The sequence below is a fragment of the Paenibacillus rubinfantis genome, from assembly GCF_001486505.1.
Lineage (GTDB): Bacteria > Bacillota > Bacilli > Paenibacillales > Paenibacillaceae > Fontibacillus > Fontibacillus rubinfantis.
Genome location: NZ_LN909065.1, coordinates 866,507 through 890,834, shown reverse-complemented (window position 1 = coordinate 890,834; position 24,328 = coordinate 866,507). Strand labels below are relative to the sequence as shown.

The window sequence follows — 24,328 nt, the reverse complement described above, 5'->3', positions numbered from 1 at the left end:
TCCGTTAGAACGGGAAATAGCCGGGAAATGGACCAATAAGGTCATTACGGTCCGTTAGATATAGTTTGTGGGATACCGGCAAGGATCAGCGGAGGTTCGAGCCAACGGACCGGAGGTGCAATGAGCCACAGAGACGCTCGAGAGCCAACGGAGCGGTAGCGCAATGAGCCACTGAGACGCTCAAGAGCCAACGGAGCGGTAGCGCAATGAGCCACAGAGACGCTCAAGAGCCAACGGAGCGGTAGCGCAATGAGCTACAGAGACGCTCAAGAGCCAACGGAGCGTTAGCGCAATGAGCCACAGAGACGCTCGAGCTCCAACGGAACGGAAGCGCAAAGAACCACTTAAGGCGCTCGAACCAACGGATGCAACATGGAGCAACGCCGAGGTCGAGCCCATGTTACCCTTGTATAGCCTCCCAGCAAAACGGGCAACAGAACCAACAACAACCGACGAAACGGTCAGAGGAACTGACCCGGTCATGACGAAAGGAACTCTATTATGGCAAAAGCAAAATTCAAATCCGGCTTCGTGGCGATTGTTGGACGGCCGAATGTGGGCAAATCCACGCTGATGAACCACATCATTGGGCAGAAGATCGCCATTATGTCCGATAAACCGCAAACGACGCGGAATAAAATTCACGGCGTTTATACCTCGGAAGAGATGCAGATCGTGTTTCTGGATACACCGGGGATCCATAAACGCCAATCGAAGCTTGGCGACTATATGAACACGACAGCGTTGAACACGCTTGGCGAAGTCGAAGCGGTGTTGTTCCTTGTGGATGCCGCGGAGGGGCTGGGCGGCGGGGACCGCTTTATTATCGAGCGGCTGAAGGATTTGCGCACGCCGGTCATCCTGGTGCTGAACAAAATCGACCGCGTGGCGCCGGAGCAACTACTGCCGCTGATCGAGGAGTACAGCAAGCTTCACCCATTCAGCGAAATCGTGCCGATTTCGGCGATGCTCGGCAACAACGTGAACACGCTGCTGGAGCAAATCGGCAAATACCTCCCGGAAGGCCCGCAGTATTATCCGGAGGATCAGGTCACCGACCATCCGGAACAGTTCGTCTGCGCCGAATTGATCCGCGAGAAAATTCTGCATCTGACCCGCGAGGAGGTACCGCACTCTATCGCCGTTACGATTGAGGACATGCGCGTGCAGGAGAACGGTGTGGTGTACATTTCCGCGGTGATTTTCGTTGAGCGTGATTCCCAGAAAGGGATCATTATCGGTAAGCAGGGGGCCCTGCTGAAAGAAGTAGGCAAGCTGGCACGGCAAGACATCGAGAACCTCCTGGGTTCGAAGATTTTTCTCGAGTTATGGGTCAAGGTGAAGAAAGACTGGCGCAACCAAGATCGGATCCTGAAGGATCTCGGATTCCATAAGGACGTTTAAGGTATTCTTTCAAATTAAGTTGAAAAAGTCGGCTGCAGCACCGAGAAGGTCGACGTTATGACCCTCCTTTTATACTGGGAGTTATTGCAACGCATAGATCCCGTTCATGCGCACATCCTATCTTTGAAGATGCAGGCGTCATTTCCGAAGAAAGGGTGAATACGAATGCGAGATTTTTCGTGGAAGTATTTTGCGATGACTGGAGATGTCGATGCTTACTTGCTTTATAAGGAAGCCAGCGACCCGTATGAGGAGGAGGCTGCGGCTGCCGAAGAGCTGATCGTAGAGGAAGAAGCCGAGTAATACCGAGGTTGGCGGGAGAGGCGAGTTTGGGGGAAATGAAATGCTCTACAGAGTGGAAGGAATCGTCATCCGCAGCATGGATTATGGGGAAGGCAATAAAATTATTACATTATGCACCGAAACAAGCGGAAAAATCGGGGTACTGGTGCGCGGCGCAAAGAAGGTCAAGAGCCGCCACGCGGCCCTGACGCAGCTTTTTACACATGGAGAATACGTGTTCTTCCGCCAAAACGGCGGTTTGGGCACCTTAAACCAGGGTGAGATGATCGAGTCTCACTTTTCTTTGCGTGAGGATCTTTTTTTGGCGGCCTATGCCTCCTATGCCTGCGAGTTGCTCGATAAGACGCTGCAGGATGAGGAGGTCGGCAGCTTCTGGTATACCCAACTGAAGGCTTGCCTTGAAGGGCTGTCCTCCGGCAAAGATCCGCAGATCGTCATCCATCTGTTTGAGATGAAAATCTTGCAGGCCGCCGGTTACGGTCCTTCGATTGAGAGTTGCGTCTCCTGTGGCCGAGTCGATGATTCGACTTATGTTAGCCCGAGGCTGGGCGGAAGGTTGTGCCGTACCTGCCGTCATCAGGATCCTGCCGCCATGCAGGTGTCGCCGGGGGTTCTCAAACTACTGATGCTTTTCGAAAAGATGGACCTGCGCCGGCTCGGGAACGTGGAGGTCAAAGAAGAGACGAAGCGGGAGCTAAAGACCGTAATGCGCGCCTTTATGGATATGCAGTTAGGCGTTAAGCTGAAATCGCGTCATTTTCTTGACCAGCTGGACAAGTATGAAATTTGACGAACAAGATAAAATTAGTTAATATATAAAAGAATTTCTGTGCGTTGAACGGGAAGAGTAACGAGGCGTGGTCTATGAAGTCAGCCCAACAAGAATCTACGGGTTGATCAAGCGACCGGGGGTGGTGAGAGCCCGGATAGACGGTCTTGTGAAACGGCAGCCCGGGAGCATGAACCGATCGTGAAAAGCGGATTTACCGGCAAGGGTCACCGATAGGCGGCTACGGTAAATCAAGTAGGGTGGAACCGCGGGAACTTACAGCTCTCGTCCCTACGTCTGACAGCAGGCGTAGAGGCGGGAGCTTTTTATTATTGCCTACTAGTCCATGCTTGCTGAACAAACCTGAAGGTTAGGAGATGAGGTTCGCCAATGAGTATTAACTTTCAACAAATGATTTTGACGCTGCAGCAGTTCTGGGCAGAACAGAATTGTATCGTCGTGCAGCCGTATGATGTGGAAAAAGGGGCGGGGACGCTGAACCCGATGACGTTCTTGCGTTCGATTGGCCCTGAGCCGTGGAACGTAGCTTACGTTGAGCCTTCCCGGCGCCCGGCGGACGGCCGTTATGGGGAGAACCCAAACCGACTGTACCAGCATCACCAATTCCAAGTCATCATGAAGCCGTCGCCGGATAATATCCAGGAGATTTACCTGGAGAGCTTAAATCGGCTGGGCATCAACCCGCTGGAGCATGACATCCGCTTCGTCGAAGATAACTGGGAGCATCCGGGCTTAGGCGCTTGGGGCCTCGGCTGGGAAGTTTGGCTGGACGGCATGGAAGTGACGCAGTTTACGTACTTCCAGCAGGTCGGCGGGATCGAAACGAATCCGGTCGCCGTGGAAATCACCTACGGGATGGAGCGCCTGGCCTCTTATATCCAAGACAAAGAGAATGTATTTGATCTCGAATGGGTGGACGGGACGTCGTACGGCGATGTTTTTCATCAAGCGGAATATGAGCATTCCAAATACACGTTTGAAATCTCCGACGTGAAAATGCTGTTTACGCTATTCAACATGTACGAGCAGGAAGCAAACAAAGCGATGGAGCAGCACCTGGTGTACCCGGCTTACGACTATGTCCTGAAATGCTCGCATACGTTTAACCTGCTGGATGCCCGCGGCGCGATCAGCGTCACCGAACGAACGGGATATATCACGCGGGTGCGGAATTTGGCACGCCAGGTTGCCGCGACTTACTTGGAGGAACGCGAGAAGCTTGGCTTCCCGATGCTTCAGAAAGGGGGTGCCGCACGTGGCTAAGGATCTATTGTTTGAGATCGGTTTGGAGGAAATGCCGGCCCGGTTCATCCGCAGCGCGACGGAGCAATTGAAGGAGCGTACGGTGAAGTGGCTGGAGGAATCTGTAATTCAACACGGAGCGGTGGAAGCTTATGCAACGCCACGTCGCTTGGCCATTCTCGTCAAAGACGTGGCGGAGAAGCAAGAGGACGTGCATGAAGAGGTCAAAGGGCCTTCGCGCAAAATCGCCCTTGACGAAAACGGCGAATGGAGCAAAGCGGCGCTGGGGTTTGCCCGCAGCCAGGGAGCGAGTCCGGAGCAGTTTACGTTCCGCGAGGTTGGCGGCACCGAGTATGTGTACGTGAGCAAGAGCCGGATCGGCGTAGAGACGTCAAGCCTGGTTGCTGAGGGATTGTTGGGCATTTTGCAGGCGATGAATTTTCCGAAGAACATGCGTTGGGGGAATTACGAATTTAAATTCGTGCGCCCGATTCGCTGGATGGTAGCGTTGTTTGGCAAAGACGTGATCGATCTGGAAATCGCTGGCGTGAAGTCCAGCAACGTTACGCGGGGACATCGGTTCCTTGGAACCGAAACGGTGATTACAGAGCCGGCGGCTTACGTAGAAACGCTGCGTGCCCAACACGTCATCGCAGACGTCAATGAGCGTCAGACCTTGATCCAGAACCAAATCGATGCTTTGGCTAAAGAAAAAGGCTGGCATATCGCCGTGAAGGAAGATTTGCTGGAGGAAGTCCTGTTCCTGGTGGAAACGCCAACCGTCCTATTCGGAACGTTCGAGGAATCGTTCCTGAACATTCCGCAGGAGGTACTGATCACCTCGATGCGTGAGCACCAGCGGTATTTCCCGGTGCTGAACGAGCAAGGCAACCTGCTTCCTTACTTTGTAACGGTGCGTAACGGCAATAACACTTCGCTGGACGTCATCGCTCGCGGCAACGAGAAGGTGCTTCGTGCTCGCTTGTCCGACGCGAAATTCTTCTATGAGGAAGATCAGAAGCTGGCGATCAAGGACGCGTTGTCCAAGCTGGAAAGCATCGTGTTCCATGAAGAACTCGGCACGATCGGGGATAAGGTGCGCCGCATTCGCCGCAACACGGAGAAGCTGGCAACGATGCTTGGCACCGATACCGGAACAGCGGAAGCTGCCGCACGTACGGCGGAAATTTGCAAGTTCGACCTGGTAACGCAAATGGTTTATGAATTCCCTGAATTGCAAGGGGTTATGGGGGAGGATTATGCCCGCAAAGCAGGCGAACCCGAAGCGGTGGCGAAAGGTGTATTTGAGCATTATCAGCCGCGGTTTGCCGATGATGCCGTACCGGCTTCGGCCGTTGGTTCGATCGTCAGCATCGCCGACAAAATCGACACGATCGCCGGGTGTTTCTCGATCGGGATCATTCCCACCGGCTCGCAGGATCCGTACGGATTGCGTCGTCAAGCGGCGGGTATCGTGCAGATCATCGTCGAGCACCAGCTGTCCGTTTCGCTCACCGATATTTTTAAACTGGCACTGGAAACCCATCAACAATTCCGCGGACTCAAACGCAGTGAAGAAGAGGTCTTGAAGGACCTGATGGAATTCTTCGGACTCCGCGTGAGAAAGACGCTTTCGGACGAGAATCTGCGTTACGACGTTGTGGATGCCGTTCTGTCTGCCGGATATGACGATGTCGTCTCATCGGTAGCCCGCGGCAAGGCGTTGATGGATGCGGTAAACGGGAAGGAAGATTTCAAATCAACCGTCGAATCGTTTGGACGGGTGAGCAACCTGGCGGCGAAAGCTACGGGAGAGAAGGTTCGTTCCGATCTGTTAAACGAACCGGCGGAACAAGCGCTGTATGAGGCTTGGCGTTCGGTTTCGGAGAAGTACCGGGATACGCTGGCTTCGCGTGATGCGGCTGGTGCACTGGAGTTAATCAGCGGTTTAAGAGAAGCGATTACAGTCTTCTTTGATGCTGTGATGGTTATGGCGGAGGACGATGCGGTTCGGACGAATCGTTTAGCCCTGTTAGCCGCCATCGATGAAGATCTCCAAGCGTTTGCCGATTTCGGGAAACTGGTTTGGGCATAATAAAGAAGTAAAACAAAGGTGTGGCTGACAGCAAGCACAAGACTTGCTGTCAGCCTTCCATCGCTTATCGGCAAAAAACGCTAAGATTCGGCGATTCCTTTGTTTAGGCTGGGCCGAATCACGGTTATATTGTATTACATGGAGGCATGGAGGATGCGGATCGTGGTCGACGGGGATTCCTGTCCGGTCAAGGCGGAAATTGCCGAGATTGGCGGCAGGTTCGGCGTACCGGTGGTAATGGTGGCTTCATATGATCATGTATTACATCCGGAGCCGGGAGTAGAAGTCGTTCAGGTGGATCGCAGCGGGCAAAGCGCGGATCTGTATATCGCCGCCCATGTGATGAAAGGCGATATCGTTGTGACTCAGGACTACGGTCTGGCGGCATTGGTGATCGCAAGAGCCTGTTACGGTTTATCCCCGCGCGGCGACGTCTACCATGCCGGGAATATCGATTATTTACTGGAGCGCCGCCATCACCAAGCGAAAGCAAGGCGGGCCGGTCATCACAGCAAAGGTCCCAAGCCGTTTACCGGCGAAGACCGCGAGCGGTTTGCAGACGCATTGTCAAAACTTTTGTCGCGTTTGCAGGAGAATGTATAGTTTTAGCGAATTACTATTTACGTGTCACCCGAGAACATCGAAATGTCGGTGATTTTGACATTTTACGATTCTCACGCGTGAAAGATGAAGGTGATTTGGATGAGTACCGGGCGTGGCATTCCGGAGGAAGTCATCGAGGCGGTTCTGCGTCAGCATGATATCGTCGACACGGTCAGCAAGCACGTTCATCTAACGAAACAGGGGAAGTACATGAAGGGGTTATGCCCGTTCCATTCGGAGAAAACCCCATCGTTTACGGTCACACCCGAACGCCAGATCTTCCATTGTTATGGCTGCGGCAAAGGTGGAAATGCCATCAAATTCAGGATGGAAATCGAAGGATTAACTTTTCCCGAAGCTGTCCGAGTCATGGCGGAAGAGGCGCATATCCCTTATGAGGATAAGGGGAGGGGTTACGGGGATTCCCCACGTAACCAGGAGTTGGAAGAGCTGCTGCAGGCCCATGAATGGTCCTCCAAGCTTTATCATTATTTGCTGAAGAATACGGAGCACGGCAAGCCGGCGATGGAATATTTGAAATCCCGCGGCTTTACCGACAAAGCCATCGATACGTTCCAGATTGGTTACGCACCCGCCAGATGGGATACGCTCGTCCAGTTTTTGGACAAAAGATCATTTAATCTGGAAGCGATGGAGAAGGGTGGATTACTATCGTCCAGGCAGGACGGTTCCGGATTCGTGGACCGATTCCGCGACCGGGTCATTTTCCCTTTGTATAACCGAAGCGGCAAAGTGATCGCGTTTGCGGGAAGAGTGCTTGGCGATGGACAACCGAAATATTTGAACTCGCCGGAAAGTAAGCTGTTTACCAAAAGCCGAGTTCTCTACAATTTGCATCAAGCGAAGAACGAGATCCGCAAGACGGGTCAAGTCGTCCTATTCGAAGGTTACGGCGACGTGATCAGCGCTTGGGAAGCCGGGGTTCATAACGGTGTGGCCACCATGGGGACCGCTTTGACGGAGAGTCATGCGGCTATCTTGCGGGGATTGGCCGACGAAGTGCTAGTTTGCTATGACGGCGATTCTGCCGGACAAGCTGCCGCATTGAAGAGCATACCGATTCTCGAAGGCGCCGGCTTTTTTCAAGTGAAAATTGCATTGCTCAGCGAAGGTCTGGATCCCGACGAGTTTATTCAGAAGTACGGTGCCGAGCGGTTCCGGCATCAGGTTTTGGATGGGGCGGTTTCTTCCGTCAAATTTAGGCTTATATATCTGAGAAAAAACCATATACTGCTAGAAGAAGACGGAAAGATCGCGTATATCAAAGAGGCGATGCCGATTATTGCGGCGCTCTCTTCCCCAAGCGAACGTGAGATCTATTTGAAGGAACTTTCCGCCGATTTGCAGGTCTCGTTCGACAGCTTGAAGCAGGAATGCAACGAACTGAGAACGGTTATGCAAAAAAAGGCAGATGCCGGGGATAATAAGCCCGAAAGGTGGAATAATGGTAGGCATAAAAAAGGGCAGGCATCCATGCCGACGTTGCTGCCCGCTTTTCATGCGGCAGAACGAAGACTGCTCTCTTTCATGCTGCAGGACGAAGAGGTGTCCCGCTATGTGGGCGAACGCCTAGGGACGAACTTTAACATCGAAGATCATGTGGCGATTGCCGCTTATCTATACGCCTATTATGCACAAGGGAAAACCCCGGATGCTAGCCGTTTCATTTCCTCGTTACAGGATGAGCGGTTGGAGCAGACGGTTATATCGATCGCTATGATGGATACGCCGGCTGAATGGACGACGCAAGAGCTGGATGATTGTATCCGCGAAATTCAGAAGGTGCCGCAGCTTGAGCAGATCAAACGCAAGAAAGAGGAAATGGTATCGGCCGAACGAGCCGGAGATTTTATGCGTGCGGCGCAAATTGCAAGTGAGATTATTGCCCTAGAGAGACAGTAAGACGAACGGACTTTCGATGATGTTTCTAGGGAGGAGGGAGCCAGATATGACGAATGACCAACATACTGAACTAGAAACGGAATTGACGCTGGATCAGGTGCGGGATCAATTGATCGAACAAGGGAAGAAAAGGTCATCCTTAACTTATAAAGAAATTATGGAGAAGCTTTCGCCTTTCGATCAGGATCCCGAGCAAATGGACGAGTTTTTTGAACAATTGGCCGATCTGGGCATCGATGTGACAGGCGACGGCGACGAAGATCACCGGCGTGGTGATGGAGAGGGCTCGCATGACGGCGACGATTTCAACTATGATGACGATCTCTCGCTTCCTCCGGGTATCAAGATCAACGACCCGGTACGGATGTACCTGAAAGAAATTGGACGCGTCCCGCTGCTGTCGGCGGACGACGAAATGGAGCTGGCCAAACGGATCGAAAACGGGGATGAAGAGGCGAAGCGCCGCTTGGCCGAAGCTAACCTGCGTTTGGTCGTCAGTATTGCCAAGCGATATGTCGGCCGTGGGATGCTGTTCCTGGACTTAATCCAGGAAGGAAATATGGGTTTGATCAAAGCCGTGGAGAAGTTTGACCACAAGAAAGGCTTTAAGTTCAGTACTTACGCCACCTGGTGGATTCGTCAGGCCATCACCCGGGCGATTGCCGACCAGGCCCGAACGATTCGAATCCCGGTTCATATGGTTGAAACGATCAACAAGCTGATTCGGGTATCCCGGCAGCTGCTGCAAGAGCTGGGACGCGAACCCGCGCCGGAGGAAATCGCTGCCGAGATGGAGCTTAGCGTGGAGAAGGTCCGGGAGATTATGAAGATCGCCCAAGAGCCGGTTTCGCTGGAAACCCCGATCGGGGAAGAAGACGATTCCCATCTCGGTGACTTTATCGAAGATCAGGAGGCCTTGGCCCCAGCGGACGCAGCGGCTTACGAGCTGCTCAAAGAACAGCTGGAGGACGTGCTGGACACGCTCACGGAACGTGAGGAGAACGTGCTCCGCTTGCGGTTTGGACTCGATGACGGACGCACGCGCACCCTTGAAGAAGTGGGGAAAGTCTTTGGGGTTACGCGGGAGAGAATCCGGCAAATCGAAGCAAAAGCGCTCCGCAAGCTGCGTCATCCTAGCCGTAGTAAGCGGCTGAAGGACTTCCTCGAATAGGCGGAACCGCCTGCAACTTTGACCTTCTGCAGCCAGCAGCAAGGTCATTTTTGTTGAACGGCGGGTAACGGACGGGAACTGACGGGAACTGACCGTAACGGACCGTAACGGACCGTAAAGACCTTATTCGCGGATTTCCCGGCGATTTCCCGCTGTAACGGACTCAAGAGGCCTTATTTGGCTCGGATGCTAGCTTTTTGACCGCTTCATCCCCCAATAAGGTCTCCTCAGTCCGTTAAAATGCGCAACCACTCAGGAGCCAGACGATTAACGTCTCTGGTGTCCGTTAGCGGGCCGCGGAAGGTCGGGCTGCACCTGCAATCTGCACAACTTGCACTGCACAACATGCACAACTTGACATCGTACATACCACTTGGGAGAAGGTGTTCTGTTGGATCAGGAGAAACGCAGGATCATCTTGAAGGAAATCGATCATTGGCGGAGGAGTCGGCTGCTGCCTGAGCAATATTGCGATTTCCTGGAAAACCTATATAAAGAGGACCCAGCCGAAGGATCGTCATCCCGCTCAGGCTTCTCGCTGAATACTTTGATTCAACAAGGAAGCCTGAAGTTTTGGTCCCTTTCATTTGGAATAATTTCCTTCTTTTTCTTTATTGTTTTTTATTTTAACGTTTTTCCCTGGGGTTTGCAAATCGCCGTGACGCTGTTCTTGTCCGCGGGATGTTATGCCCTGGCGGCCTATCATCGGCGTAATAAGCCGCTGTTCTCCATGTCGATAACAGGATTGGGCAGCTTGCTTTTGCTGGGCTTCGGAAGTTGGATCATCGCCATCCAGGGTTGGCCGCCGGGTATCGCAACCACGCTGCTGATCGCCTTTTGCGGGTTCGTCTGGCTTGTCTTGGGGTATGCGCTGCGGTTCGGCATCATCAGCTACTGCGGATTTGCCTGCGGCATGCTGCTCTATGCCTTCTTGCTCGGGCAAACGAACCCGAGTGCATCCTGGGGGATGCTTCAGATTTTTTGGCTCCCTCTGGCTGCGATCTTTTTCTGGCTAAGCTGGTTGGGGTATCATCGGATTAAAGCGCTGGCTCCCGTATTTTTCGCCGTTTCCGTCTCGTTATGGTTTATGCCGGAAGCCGATGCTTTTCTGTTGCGGGACGTCGAGATGCCTGCGATGCCGGCGCTGCTACTTTTAAAAATTGGAATGGCGTTTCTTCTATTGTTTGGACTACGTAAAAAATGGGTGGTGTGGATAACTTCATGAAATTATCAGCTAGATTGCAGCTTCTTGCCAATTGGCTACCGTCCGGGTGCCGGTTCGCCGATATCGGCTCGGACCACGCGCTGTTGCCCCTCTCTCTCTTATTCGGGCGACCTTCGCCGTCGCCGGCGAAGTGAACGATGGCCCGCTGGAGGCGGCGCGCCGCCAAGTTGCCGAGGCGGGGGAAGCCGGGCGCATCTCCGTCCGTAAAGGGGACGGGCTGGCCGTCATCGCCCCCGGCGAAGTGGACGCGATCACGATTGCCGGCATGGGCGGGGCGCTGATCGTCTCGATTTTGGACGAAGGCCAAGCGAAGCTGGCCGGTGTCCAGCGGCTCGTGCTGCAGCCAAACGTCGGCGGGGGATTTGTCCGCCGGTGGGTGCTTGAGCACGATTGGGATTTAGCCGAAGAGGCCATCCTGGGGGGAGACGGCAAAATTTACGAAGCGATGATGGCCGAAGCCCGGCCGGATGTAAGGGAGCGGAACGCGGAGCTTTATCGTGAACGCACGTTACCCGGCAGTCAGGTGTGTTTAACCCGCGAGCTGCAGCTTTTGATGGGGCCGAGATTAACGACGGCTCCAAACGAAGTCTTTTTCGCCAAATGGGAATCGGAGCTGCGCAAGCTGGAGGGAATCCGGCGTTCGGTTGCATCGTCGACATTGGAAGCGTCCCGACAGAAGGAAGCCGAGCTCGCCCGGCTGTCGGAACAGATCGAGGAGGTGCTGGCATGTTTGCCAAAGGACAAACGGTAGTGCAATACGTGGAGCAGCTGGCTCCCAAGCATGTCGCGATGGAAGGGGACAAAATCGGACTCCAGCTGGGCAGTTTGCAGAAGGAGATTCGAAACGTGCTGGTGGCGTTGGACGTCAACGAGGAAGTGGTGGATGAGGCCATCTCCTTGGAAGTGGACCTGATCGTCGCCCATCATGCCATTATTTATCGTCCGCTGCCTCATTTGCAAAGCGATACGCCAATGGGGAAGGTATATGAGAAGCTGATCAAAAACGATATCGCCGTTTATATCGCCCATACGAACCTCGATGTCACGGACGGCGGGATGAACGACTGGATGGCGGATGCGCTCGGAATCGAAAGCTCGGGTTCGCTTGAAGATGTTCATACGGACCATCTTTATAAGCTGGTCGTGTTCGTCCCGAAGGAGCACCACGAGCCGGTGCTGAAAGCGATGTTGAACGCGGGTGCCGGCCATATCGGCAACTACAGCCATTGCAGCTTCAACCTCGAAGGGTACGGAACGTTTAAACCGGGGGAAGGCACCGATCCGTTTATCGGTACCGAAGGGAAGCTGGAGCGCGTGGAAGAGGTGCGCATCGAAACGATCGTATCGCATAGCCAACGCAGTAAAGTCATTCAGGCGATGCTGAAGCAGCATCCTTACGAAGAGGTTGCTTACGACCTGTACCCGATGGACTTGAAGGGACGCACCTTCGGCTTGGGACGGGTTGGAAAGCTGACGGAACCCGTGACGCTGCGGGACTTCGTGCAGCGCGTCAAAGAGCGGTTGGAGGTGCCGACGGTTCGGGTCGTCGGCGATCTGGATCGGCCGATTCGCAAAGCGGCAGTGCTGGGCGGATCGGGCGGACGGTATTGGAAAAACGCCCAGTTTCGCGGGGCGGATGTGCTCGTGACTGGAGACGTGGATTACCATACCGCGCAGGATGCCTGGATGGCCGGGGTAGCGATCGTGGACCCGGGACATAATGCGGAGAAGATTATGAAGCCTCGGGTAGCTGCCTGGCTGACCGAAAAGCTGACCGAGGATAAATACGCAACTCGCGTACACATTTCTCAAGTGAACACCGAGCCGTTTACGTTTATGTAAAGGCGCCAGGGAGAACGGAAGCAAAGGTCTCCAAAGCTGGCAGGATACGTCAGGTTTACCGTCAAATCGCTCTTGTCAGCGGGCAGCAATGCCTGTATACTATCAAGTGTTGCCTTTCGAAAGTTTGACAGACAATCGCCGGCGGCTGAAGAGCCGCGGGAGGAAAGTCCGGGCTCCATAGGGCAGGGTGCTGGATAACGTCCAGTCAGCGCGAGCTGAAGGATAGTGCCACAGAAATGGACCGCCGATGGCCGCCGCAAGGCGTGCACAGGCAAGGATGGAACCGAGGTGTAAGAGACCCCGAGGAACGCTGGTGACTTCGTTCCTGGTAAACCCCACCTGGAGCAAGACCTAATGGAACGCAGCTTCTTCGCGAAGCGGCCTTTGCCCGAGGCGCGTTCGGGTTGGTTGCTGGAGCCGCCCAGTAATGTGCGGCCTAGATAGATGATTGTCGCTCAAGGCGGGAGGGTAGTTCCCGTTCTACCGCAACGAGTACAGAACCCGGCTTACGGCAAACTTTCAGCACTAAAGGGAACATGATCTAATCTATGGATAAAGCCTCCGCATCGCTTGGAATTTAATTCCGGCGATGCGGAGGCTTTTGGTTTAATTAAGCGTTATTTCGCGCGGTCTACGGCCCGATCCATTTTACGTTGGATCGACTGCGGCCAGAATTGAAGCGGAGCTGCGCCGCCCCCGGCCGCCTGGAGCGCGGCATACACGTCGATTTGCCCGAATCCGTAATATTTGTCGCGCCCGGTATCTCCGAGATCGATGACGTTTTTCCGGATGATGTCCATAACCTCGGTGTTTTTCAGCTCCGGATTCACCGATCGAATCAAGGCGGCCAGGGCCGCGACGTGCGGGCTGGCCATCGACGTACCGGACAACGCTGCGTATTGATTATCCGGGTAGGTGCTGGCGATGCTTTCGCCCGGCGCCATGACGTCAATGTAATCGCCGTAGTTGGAGAAGGAGGCTTTCTGCAGGTTGTAGTCTGTAGCCGATACCGACAACACCTCAGGATAAGCCGCCGGATACCCTGGACGTTCGGTATTGTCGTTACCCGTCGCCGCGATCAGCACCACATCCCGCTCATAGGCGTATTTGATCGCTTCATGCAGGAATTGGGCATCGGCGTAGTTGCCGAGGCTCATATTAATGACCTTGGCGCCGTGGTCGGTTGCCCAAATGATGCCTTGGGCCACGGAATATGTCGTGCCGGAACCGGATTTATCCAGTGCCTTTACCGGCAAAATTTTGCCGCCCCACATCATCCCCGCGATGCCTTCGCCGTTGTTAACGTTGGCGGAAATAATGCCGGCTACATGGGTGCCGTGTCCAACGTCGTCGCTGGGTTCCTTGTCTGGTTCAATGACGTTATAGCCCTTCAGCAAACGGCCTTGCAAATCGGGGTGTTTCAGGTCTACGCCGGTGTCGACAACACCAACGATCACATCGTTGCTGCCTTTGGACAATTGCCAACCGCGGTTTGTTTCGATGATCGGCAGATTCCATTGATACTCGGAGAACAACATATCGTTAGGAATTTCCGGCGTATCTTCGGTTTGGGTCGTATCGTCATCATTGAAGAAGCTCCCCGGATCGTCCCAGTAACTTCCTCCGGTTTCATTGGTCAGATACAAATAATGCGGCTCGATGTACTTCGGCTGCCATTTGTTCTGAAAATATTGGCGTAGCTGTTTCATATCCATCGTATCCGAGCGGAAGATGTAGGTGCTGTTCAATTTACGCGGCGGCGTGCCAGAAATATCCGCCAGGATTTGCTTCATTTGCTCGGGACCCGGCTTATTTTGGAACGTGACGACGATTTCGTTTTCGTAATAATGGCTTGCTTTTTCGTTGTCATGTCCCGTTTTTACCGTGATGTCCTTTAGCGTATCTGCATGCACCGATTCGATTTTGAATTTGCCTTCCTTCGGGTAGGGAATCAAACGCAGATTTTTGTGCTGGTGATCCTGGACCCGCCCCAATATTCCGACGTCCATTACCGCAATAATCCCTTGCTTCTTTCCCTTGGCCGGCTCGGCGGCAACAAAGTACTTCGGCTGCTTCTCCGGAAAGGAGGGGGACTCGTAGGCCGTGGATTTGTTCAGCGCTTTTTTGGCATAACCTAAATAAGTATTTAGTTGCTTCTTCACAGCCGGATCCGGCTTGAAGTCTTCTCGCCGAAATTGCTTGGTTTGCCCGGTTGCGGCATCATACCACAGGATCGCTTGGAACTGCTTGTGGTCCTTTTGCAAATCCTGCGCGGATCCGGGCAGCTTGCCCCCCGTGCTCCGGGAAAAGTCGGCAGCCAGGGAGCGAAGGTGACCCCTTGCGTCCATGCGGGACAAGCGTTCGGTTGCGGTCATGTCGCGTTTTAGCATGCTTTGCTTCAGTTTTTGCTCCTCCGCCGGCTGCGGTACGGAAAGCCGATTTACCGTATTCCGCGGAGCGGCCTTGTCATTATCCGAGGAAGGGAAAAGAAGCGAAACCGCAGCCACCGCAGCTGCCCCGGTCAATCCCAGAGCGGCCCATCTGCGCCATTTCATCGGTTAACCTCCTTTGATTATGTCGATAGCCATAGCGTGAGGTGATGTCCCCGTTTTTATTCCTTGAGGGATACCGCATTCAGGTAAATTGTGTTACGATAATTTCGTTAATGACTATACCGATCATTACAGGTGAAGGAGAATTGTTCGCATGCCACAAGCCAATAACATCAGGCAGTTATGTGAGACCACCCGGGAGAAACTCAAACGTGCGGCCGGGAAGCTTGAAACGTTTTTGAATCAGCATTCGCTGCCGCAGCTAATGGAAGGCCAAGACGAAGACAGAGCATTGTTTTACCAGGGATTTTTATCGGATCTGCGGCATCTGCTCGTGTTCAGTGAGGTTTGCTATGAGAAATTGGGCGTCGCCCTTCGCCGCGGAACCTTTGACGAGGAAGCTGCTGAGAAAGTGCTGTACCATGTGTATCATGACTGCGTGAATAACTTCTTCTATCCTAAAAATGAAAGCTACTCCGAAGACGGGAGATATGCTTATACCGGGCAGGACGCCATTCGGTTCCGCAAGAAGCCGATCCGCGCGGCGCGCGATATCGTGTTGGATATCACGGGGGTTTTTGAGGAACTGCGCGACGACCTGACGTATTATGAAAGCGACTATTTGACCCAACTGCGATTAAACCGTTCCGCCAAATAAAAATGCAAACAAGATGCTGGGATTCCGGCATCTTTTTCTTTTGGGAACCATTTGCTAATCGCTTGCTGCATAAGGGGATGGGGGCGAGGAGAAAATGATATGCGAGGTGATCAACATGCCAAATGGGGAAAAACCCATGGTCAAATGTAGCGTATCCAACTGCACCTATTGGGGCGAAAAAAACGTGTGCAACGCCGATGTCATTATGATCGATGTCGATCAGCACGCGAACAGCCGCTATTCGGCGGAATTCGCCGGAGAAACATTTGATACGGAACACCGAGACACCGCCCCGTCGTCCGCCGCTACCTGCTGTCATACGTTCAAGCCGAAATCGAAATCGTCGTAAGGAAAACAATACTGAAACGGAGGTGCTTTTGATGACGGATACCAAAGCAGACAAACCGAAAAAAACCTCATCCGACAAAAGCCGCACCGATTATCCGCGCAAAGTTGACCGCGAGCACCGGGAGGAGTACGCGGCTGAGGTCACGCCTGCAGGAACGTTCAGCGGCAACGTGGTCCGTGGCGAACGAGCCGAAGGAACCCGTGAGGTTGAACGTGCCGATAGGGCGAATACGGCCGGACGTACGGTAGGTTACGTTGGCGTCGGCTTGGGGATCGCTTCGCTGTTTATGTGGTCGATTATTTTGGGTCCGCTTGCGGCCGTAATGGGCTTCTACGCCTACAGCCAAGGCAATAAAACGTCCGGGGCTTGGGCCATTGGCCTGGGGATCGTGTCGACGTTAAGTTACTTCGTACTCATGCCGTTTACTCGCTAATCCGGCGCCGCTGGCGGCGATCGGCGACGAAATTATGAACGTTATACAATCAGGCTAACGTCATCTTAGGGACGTTAGCCTGTTTCCCTTTTTGCAGCTTTTATCGAAAAAGGGTGGAACGAGGCGCGGATAACGTGTAAAATATAGGCATTGAACTTGTTATAACTTGTTATTTCCCCAAAGAGGAGCTTAGAAGGCATGCAAATCGATCCGCGAACGATGGGACAGATAATCAAGCTGCAGTCCTTAAACCCATTGGACTTGCAAGGGACGTCGGCGCAGCGGGCTTCCAGCGAGACGGACGGCTCGTTGTTTGACATATTGCTGCAGGAAATGATGTTGGCCGAACAGGATCAGGTGGTGTATTCCGATACGGTTGGTTCCGATACGCGTTCTTTAATGGAATCCCTTCAAGGATACCTGTATTCTGCCGGTGTAAACGATACGGATACGTGGGATGGGCTGTTTGCGCAGCTGCTTCCGGATGATGGTTCGGTCCCTGCGACAGGGACGGCTGGAAATTACCCCGAGTTTGGGGCGGAAGGCCCTTCGGATTTGCAGTCTTTGATCTCCCAGGCTAGCGCCAGATACGGGGTTCCGGAAAGCCTGATCAAAGCGGTTATCGCCACGGAGTCTTCGTTTAATCCGAAGGCGGTATCCTCGGCCGGCGCCAAAGGTCTGATGCAACTGATGGACGGCACGGCGAGAGGGTTAGGGGTCAGCGATCCGTTTGATCCGGTGCAGAACATTGACGGAGGCACCAAATATTTGTCGTACCAGATCAACCGTTACGGCGGGGACGTTAAGACGGCGCTGGCAGCGTACAATGCCGGTCCGGGAAGATTGCAGCGGCTTGGCATCGGCAGCGATGAGCAGCTGATGGAGAAATTCCATCTTCTGCCGCAGGAGACACAAGGTTATATTGCCAAGATTATGAGAGCACAAGCGAAATTCGAGGCTTAATCGATTTATTTATATCGCAAGTGGCACACGATTTGAAAGATCAAATGAAAAACGCTCCGACTCGCGGTTGTTTCGGATATACGCGTTTTTCTTTTGGTCTTTTTTGAATGAGGTGAAGAGATGATTTATTTCGATCATGCTGCGACGACGCCGCCCTATGAGGACGTTGCAAAGACCGTAGCGGAAGTGATGGTGCGGCATTACGGGAACCCATCCTCGCTGCACCGATTAGGTGAGGAGAGCGCCAAGCTGCTGGATAAAGCAAGGGAAGTCAGCGCAGCGGCGCTTAAAGTCCGGCCGCGGGAAATCGTATTTACCGGCGGGGCGACGGAGAGCAACAATCTGGCGATTAAAGGCGCTGCTCTTCATTATGCCGGGCGCGGCAAGCATTTGATCACGACCTCCACGGAGCATCCCTCCGTACTCGAGAGCGTAAAGCAAATGGCCGTATGGGGCTGGGAAGCCACCATCCTTCCGGTTGATGAAGACGGGTGCGTAACCGCCGAACAGGTGCGGGAAGCGCTACGTCCGGACACCGTGCTCGTGTCGGTGATGCATGTCAACAACGAAACCGGGACCGTGCAGCCGGTGGAGGAAATCGGCCGGTTGCTTAAAGCGGCTGCCCCTCGGGTCCTGTTCCATGTGGACGGCGTTCAGGGCTTCGGAAAGCTGCCGATCTCCTTGGCGGACAGCGGCATTGATTTATATAGCCTGTCTGCGCATAAACTAAGGGGGCCTAAAGGGGTGGGGCTGCTGTACGTCCGCGAAGGTTTACAGCTTGCGCCGCTGCTGGCCGGCGGCGGTCAGGAGGGAGGTTACCGCTCGGGTACGGAGAACATCCCTTATATCGTGGCCTTCTCTAAAGCCCTACGCTTGGCGGCGGAAGGCCGAGAAGCCAGATCAACCAAGCTGCTCCGCTTGCGGGAGCGGTTAACCCGAGGGCTTGCGGAGCTGCCAGAGCTGACGGTGAACTCGCCTGCGCAGGGCGCCCCGCACATCGTGCATTTCTCCTATCCCGGTATGAAGGCGGAAGCGTTGTTACACATGCTGGAGGAGGACGGATTTTTCGTATCCACCCGCTCGGCCTGCTCGTCCAAGCGGAGCGAACCGAGCCGCGTGCTGCTAGCCATGGGCAAATCCAAGGAAGTCGCTTCCTCGGGCATTCGGATTAGTCTGGGCGACGAACATGAAGAGCGAGACATAGACGCCCTGCTCGCCGCATTGAGGCAATCGGTCAAGCGGCTGCAGGCTTTACGATAGGAGAGAGAACTTTAGATGCTGGAATATGATATGCTGTTGCTCCGTTTCGGAGAAATTTCCCTCAAGGGGCGGAACCGTTCGCGTTTCGAAAAGGTGGCCCATAAGCACGTCAAAGCGCTGCTGTACCCGTACCCCCGCGCTGAGATTATCAAGGAATACGGGCGGATTTATATTGCATTAAACGGGGAGCCGATGGCTCCGATCATCGCGGCGATGAAGAACGTGTTTGGCGTGACTTCGATTTCTCCCATTAAGGTTGCACCCTCTCGGCTGGAGGATATCCTCCGGATCGCGGTCGATTTCGTTGAACAGATGAAAGTCGCTCCGGGCACAAGGTTTAAAGTCAGCTCCCGCCGAGTGTGGAAGCCGTTCCCCCATTCGACGCAGGAAATGAACAAGCTGGTCAGCACTCCAATCCTGAACGCCTGCCCTGAGCTCAAGGTGGACGTTCATGATCCCGAATTGGACCTGCGCGTGGAGATTCGGGAGCAGGGCACCTATTTGTTCTGCGAAGTAATTCCTGGAGCGGGAGGTTTCCCGCTAGGTACAAACGGCAAAGCCATGCTGCTCTTGTCCGGGGGGATTGACAGTCCTGTCGCCGGTTGGTCAGCACTGCGGCGCGGCTTGGAAATCGAATGCGTTCATTTCCACAGCTATCCGTTTACGAGCAAAAAAGCCGAGCAAAAAGTCATTGACCTGGCCACCGTATTGGCACAGTTTGCAGGCTCCATCAAGATGCATCTCGTCCCTTTCACCGAGATTCAAACGAAGCTGGCGCAATCCGGTCAGGAGAACCTGATCATCACCCTCATGCGGAGATCGATGCTGCGCATCGCTACCAAGCTGGCCGAACGGAATGGCGCCTTGGCTCTGGTTACGGGAGATAGTCTGGGGCAAGTGGCCAGTCAAACTTTATCCAGCATGAATGCGATTGGAAGAGTCACGGATCTACCGCTGCTGCGGCCGCTCGTGATGACCGACAAGGTGGATATCATTGCGATGGCGCAGCAGATCGGCACGTATGACTTGTCGATTTTGCCTTACGAGGATTGCTGCACCTTGTTTGTACCAAAGTCTCCGGCAACGAACCCTAACCTGCATGTGTTGGAGAACGTGGAGCGATCGATGGAAGATTTGGACCAAATGATCAGCAAAGCGGTGGAGGATACGGAGACGATCGTCATCCGACCCGGACGCCGCATCGTCCGGCGGGAGTCGGCGGAAGACCAGGTTGTACAGGAAAATTGGTTTTAGAGCAGATAATAAAACCCGCCCAGGCCATTTTTGATGGCACCAGGCGGGTTTTTGCTGCGTTTAGTGAGTTGCGGGGTGGGTCTGATGGCTTTCCGTTTCCTTGCGGTGTTGACGCTTCTTCATATAGCCCGCCAGCAGCACGCCGGCGACGACAATCGCAATCAGCAGATAACGAAGCACCGGATTCTCTTCAAAGAAATGCAGGAAATGGCGTTCCTCGGTAATCATATTGGCGGCCGTGTAAGCCAAGACCGCAGCGCCAACATAAGCGATCCAAGGGAACTTGTCCAACAGCTTAATAAACAAAGTGCTTCCCCAAACCACGATCGGGACGCTGATCAGTAAGCCGATCACGACCAACACCGTATGTTGCTTGGAAGCTCCTGCAACCGCGATAACGTTGTCGAGCCCCATCGCCGCATCGGCGATGATAATGGTGCGAATGGCAGGCCATAACTTATCCTTAGCTTCGATGTTATCATGTCCGCCTTCATCCGCCAGCACCTTATAAGCGATAAAGACTAACATCAAGCCGCCGACGGCCAGCAACCAAGGGATGTTCAGCAGCCAGACGACGATGAGGGTCGCAGCGATTCGCAGCAGTACGGCACCGGCCGTTCCGTAAAGAATCGCCTTCTTCTGAACCGTGCGAGGCAGCTTTCGGGCTGCCATCCCAATGACGATCGCATTGTCACCCGCCAAAATAAGATCGATAAAAATGATGTTGATTAGGGCGAGAAAAAAAGCAGCACTAAATAAGTCCACGTTATGTCACTTCCTCTATAGACGTATATACGTATTAAATCGCTAAAAGGATTCATTTGTCCAGAGTTGTTTTTGTAAAGTGGCATAGCTTGGCTCTCTTCCTCATACAAGTTGTAGGGGAGGGATGAGCTTGGAACAATTGCTGCTATTGTCGGAAATTTTAATCATCAATTTAGTGCTCAGCGGCGACAACGCCGTTGTTATAGCGATGGCCAGCAAGAACCTGCCGCTGCATCAGCGCAAGCGCGCTGTATGGTGGGGAGCATTGGGAGCCGTGCTGCTTCGCTGCATTTTGACCTGGGTGGCCGTCATTCTGCTGAAAATACCGTTTATTCATGCGGCGGGAGGCGTGCTGTTGGCCGCGATCGCCTTTAAGCTGCTGTTGCCGCAGGAGGAGCATTCCCGCGTGGCTGGCGCAGGCTCGATGTGGAAGGCGGTGCAGACCATTCTTGCCGCCGATTTTATCATGAGCCTGGATAATGTATTGGCGATTGCGGCGCTCGCAAAGGGGGATGTGTCCATCCTGGTGATCGGCATCGCTATCAGTATTCCGATCGTGGTGTGGGGCAGCAACCTGATCGCCGATTGGCTGCAGCGCTTGCCGATCCTCATTTATGCCGGCGCAGGCATTCTCGGCTACACCGCCGGGGATATGCTGCTGCAGGATCCGCAGCTTGGCCCGGCGCTGGCGGCAGCCGTTCCCCAATTGGCACACGCCGTACCTGCGTTGACCGCCGCGGTCGTTATTATGTTCGGCTGGCTGCGAAAATATAACGCTAGGCGCGGTTAACCGCTTCGGCAGTTCCATCCACACGCTCCGAAAAAAAAGATGGAGGCCCCGACTTAGGCCGAGTGGTTTTTTGGGCGGAATTCATATAAACTGGAAGAGAAGGGGATGTCGTAATTTGCTACGTCTTGTCCCTCATTGTCTTCTGGAAGGTGTGTGATGGATATGTCCGACAACAACAAGCTGACGACTGGCGTCTTGATTCTCGCTGCCGGAGTGATTATCCTGCTCGGAAAATTAGGGGTATTCAGCTTTCTTGGAAGGGCGCTTTGGCCGCTGCTTCTGCTGATCCCGGGGATCGTGCTGCATGTATGGCATTTTTGGCGGAAAGGCCCTGCCGAATTACTGCTTCCCGGCGGCATTCTGGTCGTCTACAGCCTCGTGTTTTTCACCGGGGTTATCGGGGGATGGCAAACGCTGAAATACACTTGGCCGCTCTTCTTCCTCGGTCTGGCCATCGGCCTGTTCGAATACGGCTACTTCTCGCCCCAGCGCCAGAACGGAATATTCATCGCTGCCATGATTCTCGGGGCGATATCCATCCTTTTGCTCGGTTGGACTTTGTTCGCTTCCTCTATTGTGTATTTCTTGGCTGCGCTGCTGATTATTGCCGGGATCTGGCTGATCGCGGCCCGCGGAAATCGCCGCAGATCTTGGTGAGCAGGGATAGTTCTTGAAATATTCAAAATTTCACGTATAATATAAGGGATATGTCAAGCGTCGGCATTTAAGTCGACGCTTTGTTTTGTGGTTCAATGAGGCTGCACTCCTGTCGACTAATAACCGTTCGAAGTGCAAACTTTATTATAAACATCTCATTCTATAGAGACGAAAGGATATGGAGATCAACCTATGCATGAAAGAAACGAAATTCGCAATATTGCGATTATTGCCCACGTCGACCACGGGAAAACAACGCTCGTCGACAAGTTGCTGCAGCAATCCGGGATTTTCCGGGAAAATGAGGCCGTTCAAGAGCGGGCCATGGACTCCAACGATTTGGAGCGGGAACGCGGAATTACCATTTTGGCGAAAAATACCGCCATTACGTACAAGGATTATCTGATTAACATCGTGGATACTCCGGGACACGCCGACTTCGGCGGGGAAGTGGAACGGATTATGAAAATGGTCGACGGCGTACTGCTCGTTGTTGATGCGTATGAAGGTTGCATGCCGCAGACGAAATTCGTACTGCGTAAAGCGCTGGAGCATCACCTGACGCCGATCGTCGTGGTGAACAAAATCGACCGTCCGGCTGCACGCCCGGCGGAAGTCATCGATGAGGTCCTTGACCTGTTCATCGAGTTGGAAGCCAGCGACGATCAGTTGGAATTCCCAGTAGTTTACGCTTCGGCATTAAACGGTACGTCCAGTCTGGATCCAGAGAAACAAGACGACAACATGATGGCGTTGTACGAAACGATCATCGACCATATCCCAGCGCCTACGGAGAAAGTAGACGAGCCGCTGCAATTCCTCGTCACGCTGATGGACTATAACGAATACTTGGGCCGGATTGCCATCGGCCGGGTAAATCGCGGGATCATCCGTCAAGGCCAATCCGTGGCGGTGATGACGCGCGACGGCGGCAAGAAAACCGCCCGTATCGAGAAGCTGTTTGGCTTCCAAGGCCTGCGCCGCGTAGAAATCGAAGAAGCCGGTGCCGGCGACATTGTTGCCATTGCCGGGATCAAGGACATCAATATCGGGGAGACGATCGCCGATCCAAATCAGCCGGAAGCTTTGCCGGTATTGAAAATCGATGAGCCAACATTGCAGATGACATTCCTCGTTAATAACAGCCCGTTTGCTGGACGCGAAGGGAAATGGGTTACTTCCCGTAAACTACGCGAGCGCTTGTTCAAGGAGCTGGAAACCGACGTTTCCTTGCGCGTCGAAGAAACCGACAGCCCGGATGCGTTTATCGTGTCTGGACGTGGTGAACTACATCTGGGCATCCTGATCGAAAACATGCGCCGTGAAGGCTATGAGCTTCAGGTTTCCAAACCGGAAGTCATCGTTCGTGAGATCGACGGCATGAAAATGGAACCGATCGAACGGCTGCTGATCGACGTGCCTGAAGAAAGCATGGGCGCGGTAATGGAAAGCCTAGGTTCCCGCAAAGCGGAAATGGTGAACATGATCAACAACGGCAACGGACAGGTTCGTTTGGAATTCTTGATTCCAGCTCGCGGTCTGATCGGGTATACGACCCACTTCCTGACGTTGACCCGCGGTTATGGCGTGATGAACCACGCATTTGACAGCTATGGTCCTTTCGTAGGCGGCCAGGTCGGCGGACGTCATGAAGGCGTGTTGGTCTCGAGTGAAAACGGCGTCTCCACGCTGTACGGAATTTTGTCGATCGAGGATCGCGGTATTTTGTTCGTGGAGCCGGGGACCGAAATTTACGAGGGCATGATCGTTGGGGAGCATACCCGCGATAACGATATCGTCGTTAACATCTGTAAAGAAAAGCAGTTGACCAACGTCCGCTCGGCTACGAAGGACGAGACGGTGAAGATGAAAACGCCGCGGCTCTTCTCGTTGGAGCAGGCTCTGGAATATCTGAACGATGATGAATATTGCGAAGTTACGCCAAAATCGGTTCGTCTGCGCAAGAAAATCTTGAACAAGAACGAACGCGAACGGGCGGAAAAACATCGCAAAATGTCGGAAGCCAACTTATAATAGAGGTAATGTTGC

The 24,328-nt window shown here is 53.6% G+C and carries 21 protein-coding genes, 1 other RNA gene and 1 pseudogene; 21 read left to right on the top strand and 2 right to left on the bottom strand.

The features are described 5' to 3' along the window. Nucleotides 1-501 precede the first annotated feature (501 nt). From era to rnpB, 12 genes and pseudogenes are all read left to right on the top strand, one after another. Nucleotides 502-1,404, top strand: a complete 903-nt coding sequence (gene era / locus BN3277_RS15670) for a GTPase Era (protein ID WP_059044160.1) — start codon at nucleotides 502-504, stop codon at nucleotides 1,402-1,404. 165 nt (nucleotides 1,405-1,569) lie between these two features. Then, nucleotides 1,570-1,707, top strand: a complete 138-nt coding sequence (locus BN3277_RS25125) for a YqzL family protein (RefSeq protein ID WP_082691474.1) — start codon at nucleotides 1,570-1,572, stop codon at nucleotides 1,705-1,707. A 40-nt stretch (nucleotides 1,708-1,747) separates the two neighbouring features. Further along, entirely contained in the window at nucleotides 1,748-2,497 is a 750-nt protein-coding gene (recO, locus tag BN3277_RS15665; RefSeq protein WP_059044158.1) for a DNA repair protein RecO, read from the top strand. Nucleotides 2,498-2,872: 375 nt separating this feature from the next. Beyond that, nucleotides 2,873-3,760 carry a glycine--tRNA ligase subunit alpha gene (glyQ, locus tag BN3277_RS15660; protein ID WP_059044857.1) on the top strand — a complete coding sequence of 296 codons (888 nt, stop codon included), beginning with the start codon at nucleotides 2,873-2,875 and terminating at the stop codon, nucleotides 3,758-3,760. Further along, the gene (glyS, locus tag BN3277_RS15655) at nucleotides 3,753-5,834 is read left to right on the top strand and encodes a glycine--tRNA ligase subunit beta (RefSeq protein WP_059044155.1); all 2,082 of its coding nucleotides are present in this window, start codon (nucleotides 3,753-3,755) and stop codon (nucleotides 5,832-5,834) included. Before glyQ ends, glyS begins: the two co-directional genes overlap by 8 nt. A 153-nt stretch (nucleotides 5,835-5,987) precedes the next feature. Further along, nucleotides 5,988-6,437: a YaiI/YqxD family protein gene (locus BN3277_RS15650; RefSeq protein WP_232436438.1), complete on the top strand. Its 450-nt coding sequence runs from the start codon at nucleotides 5,988-5,990 to the stop codon at nucleotides 6,435-6,437. 99 nt (nucleotides 6,438-6,536) lie between these two features. Next, complete coding sequence (dnaG, locus tag BN3277_RS15645; protein ID WP_059044153.1) at nucleotides 6,537-8,360, top strand: DNA primase; 1,824 nt, start codon at nucleotides 6,537-6,539, stop codon at nucleotides 8,358-8,360. Between the two features lie 46 nt (nucleotides 8,361-8,406). Beyond that, entirely contained in the window at nucleotides 8,407-9,531 is a 1,125-nt protein-coding gene (gene rpoD, locus BN3277_RS15640) for an RNA polymerase sigma factor RpoD (RefSeq protein ID WP_059044151.1), read from the top strand. A gap of 391 nt (nucleotides 9,532-9,922) precedes the next feature. Next, on the top strand, nucleotides 9,923-10,756 hold the full coding sequence (locus tag BN3277_RS15635) for a hypothetical protein (protein ID WP_059044148.1): 834 nt from the start codon (nucleotides 9,923-9,925) through the stop codon (nucleotides 10,754-10,756). Beyond that, nucleotides 10,753-11,507 (top strand): annotated as a pseudogene (locus BN3277_RS15630) (tRNA (adenine(22)-N(1))-methyltransferase). Before BN3277_RS15635 ends, BN3277_RS15630 begins: the two are co-directional and overlap by 4 nt. After that, on the top strand, nucleotides 11,483-12,598 hold the full coding sequence (locus BN3277_RS15625) for a Nif3-like dinuclear metal center hexameric protein (RefSeq protein WP_059044147.1): 1,116 nt from the start codon (nucleotides 11,483-11,485) through the stop codon (nucleotides 12,596-12,598). The pseudogene BN3277_RS15630 and the gene BN3277_RS15625 overlap by 25 nt, the downstream one beginning before the upstream one ends. 119 nt (nucleotides 12,599-12,717) lie before the next feature. Beyond that, nucleotides 12,718-13,122: RNase P RNA component class A (rnpB, locus tag BN3277_RS17510), an RNA gene on the top strand. Between the two features lie 93 nt (nucleotides 13,123-13,215). On the opposite strand, the gene BN3277_RS15620 is transcribed toward rnpB, so the two are convergent. Then, complete coding sequence (locus BN3277_RS15620) at nucleotides 13,216-15,153, bottom strand: S8 family peptidase (RefSeq protein WP_059044144.1); 1,938 nt, start codon at nucleotides 15,151-15,153, stop codon at nucleotides 13,216-13,218. A 151-nt stretch (nucleotides 15,154-15,304) separates the two neighbouring features. On the opposite strand from BN3277_RS15620, the gene BN3277_RS15615 reads away from it, so the two are divergent. The 6 genes from BN3277_RS15615 (at nucleotide 15,305) to thiI (ending at nucleotide 20,067) form a co-directional block, all read left to right on the top strand. Next, a complete protein-coding gene (locus BN3277_RS15615; RefSeq protein ID WP_059044142.1) occupies nucleotides 15,305-15,808 on the top strand; it encodes a YpuI family protein in 504 nt (167 codons plus the stop codon). Nucleotides 15,809-15,944: 136 nt separating this feature from the next. Then, on the top strand, nucleotides 15,945-16,157 hold the full coding sequence (locus tag BN3277_RS15610; protein WP_089153370.1) for a DUF1540 domain-containing protein: 213 nt from the start codon (nucleotides 15,945-15,947) through the stop codon (nucleotides 16,155-16,157). Between the two features lie 31 nt (nucleotides 16,158-16,188). Next, nucleotides 16,189-16,590, top strand: coding sequence for a hypothetical protein (locus tag BN3277_RS15605; protein ID WP_059044139.1), 402 nt, complete (start codon nucleotides 16,189-16,191; stop codon nucleotides 16,588-16,590). Nucleotides 16,591-16,788: 198 nt separating this feature from the next. Then, on the top strand, nucleotides 16,789-17,553 hold the full coding sequence (locus BN3277_RS15600) for a lytic transglycosylase domain-containing protein (RefSeq protein WP_059044138.1): 765 nt from the start codon (nucleotides 16,789-16,791) through the stop codon (nucleotides 17,551-17,553). Nucleotides 17,554-17,673: 120 nt separating this feature from the next. Continuing rightward, nucleotides 17,674-18,813 (top strand): cysteine desulfurase family protein, encoded by a 1,140-nt coding sequence (locus BN3277_RS15595; protein ID WP_059044136.1) that lies wholly within the window; start codon nucleotides 17,674-17,676, stop codon nucleotides 18,811-18,813. Between the two features lie 18 nt (nucleotides 18,814-18,831). Then, entirely contained in the window at nucleotides 18,832-20,067 is a 1,236-nt protein-coding gene (thiI, locus tag BN3277_RS15590) for a tRNA uracil 4-sulfurtransferase ThiI (RefSeq protein ID WP_059044852.1), read from the top strand. A gap of 60 nt (nucleotides 20,068-20,127) precedes the next feature. Here thiI and BN3277_RS15585 read toward each other — a convergent pair whose 3' ends face one another. Then, nucleotides 20,128-20,832, bottom strand: coding sequence for a TerC family protein (locus tag BN3277_RS15585; RefSeq protein ID WP_059044134.1), 705 nt, complete (start codon nucleotides 20,830-20,832; stop codon nucleotides 20,128-20,130). Nucleotides 20,833-20,962: 130 nt separating this feature from the next. On the opposite strand from BN3277_RS15585, the gene BN3277_RS15580 reads away from it, so the two are divergent. The 3 genes from BN3277_RS15580 to typA all read left to right on the top strand — a co-directional run bounded on the left by BN3277_RS15580 (nucleotide 20,963) and on the right by typA (nucleotide 24,313). Continuing rightward, complete coding sequence (locus BN3277_RS15580) at nucleotides 20,963-21,622, top strand: TerC family protein (protein WP_059044132.1); 660 nt, start codon at nucleotides 20,963-20,965, stop codon at nucleotides 21,620-21,622. A 156-nt stretch (nucleotides 21,623-21,778) separates the two neighbouring features. Beyond that, nucleotides 21,779-22,279 carry a hypothetical protein gene (locus BN3277_RS15575; RefSeq protein ID WP_082691473.1) on the top strand — a complete coding sequence of 167 codons (501 nt, stop codon included), beginning with the start codon at nucleotides 21,779-21,781 and terminating at the stop codon, nucleotides 22,277-22,279. Nucleotides 22,280-22,471: 192 nt separating this feature from the next. Further along, on the top strand, nucleotides 22,472-24,313 hold the full coding sequence (typA, locus tag BN3277_RS15570; RefSeq protein WP_059044130.1) for a translational GTPase TypA: 1,842 nt from the start codon (nucleotides 22,472-22,474) through the stop codon (nucleotides 24,311-24,313). Nucleotides 24,314-24,328 lie beyond the last annotated feature (15 nt).

Excerpts from the sequence above, each read along its gene's own strand:
- era (WP_059044160.1), top strand. The coding sequence starts at position 502 with ATGGCAAAAGCAAAATTCAAATCCGGCTTCGTGGCGATTGTTGGACGG.
- BN3277_RS25125 (WP_082691474.1), top strand. The coding sequence starts at position 1,570 with ATGCGAGATTTTTCGTGGAAGTATTTTGCGATGACTGGAGATGTCGAT.
- recO (WP_059044158.1), top strand. The coding sequence starts at position 1,748 with ATGCTCTACAGAGTGGAAGGAATCGTCATCCGCAGCATGGATTATGGG.
- BN3277_RS15650 (WP_232436438.1), top strand. The coding sequence starts at position 5,988 with ATGCGGATCGTGGTCGACGGGGATTCCTGTCCGGTCAAGGCGGAAATT.
- dnaG (WP_059044153.1), top strand. The coding sequence starts at position 6,537 with ATGAGTACCGGGCGTGGCATTCCGGAGGAAGTCATCGAGGCGGTTCTG.
- rpoD (WP_059044151.1), top strand. The coding sequence starts at position 8,407 with ATGACGAATGACCAACATACTGAACTAGAAACGGAATTGACGCTGGAT.
- BN3277_RS15625 (WP_059044147.1), top strand. The coding sequence starts at position 11,483 with ATGTTTGCCAAAGGACAAACGGTAGTGCAATACGTGGAGCAGCTGGCT.
- BN3277_RS15620 (WP_059044144.1), bottom strand. The coding sequence starts at position 15,153 with ATGAAATGGCGCAGATGGGCCGCTCTGGGATTGACCGGGGCAGCTGCG.
- BN3277_RS15615 (WP_059044142.1), top strand. The coding sequence starts at position 15,305 with ATGCCACAAGCCAATAACATCAGGCAGTTATGTGAGACCACCCGGGAG.
- BN3277_RS15610 (WP_089153370.1), top strand. The coding sequence starts at position 15,945 with ATGGTCAAATGTAGCGTATCCAACTGCACCTATTGGGGCGAAAAAAAC.
- BN3277_RS15605 (WP_059044139.1), top strand. The coding sequence starts at position 16,189 with ATGACGGATACCAAAGCAGACAAACCGAAAAAAACCTCATCCGACAAA.
- BN3277_RS15600 (WP_059044138.1), top strand. The coding sequence starts at position 16,789 with ATGCAAATCGATCCGCGAACGATGGGACAGATAATCAAGCTGCAGTCC.
- BN3277_RS15595 (WP_059044136.1), top strand. The coding sequence starts at position 17,674 with ATGATTTATTTCGATCATGCTGCGACGACGCCGCCCTATGAGGACGTT.
- BN3277_RS15575 (WP_082691473.1), top strand. The coding sequence starts at position 21,779 with ATGGATATGTCCGACAACAACAAGCTGACGACTGGCGTCTTGATTCTC.
- typA (WP_059044130.1), top strand. The coding sequence starts at position 22,472 with ATGCATGAAAGAAACGAAATTCGCAATATTGCGATTATTGCCCACGTC.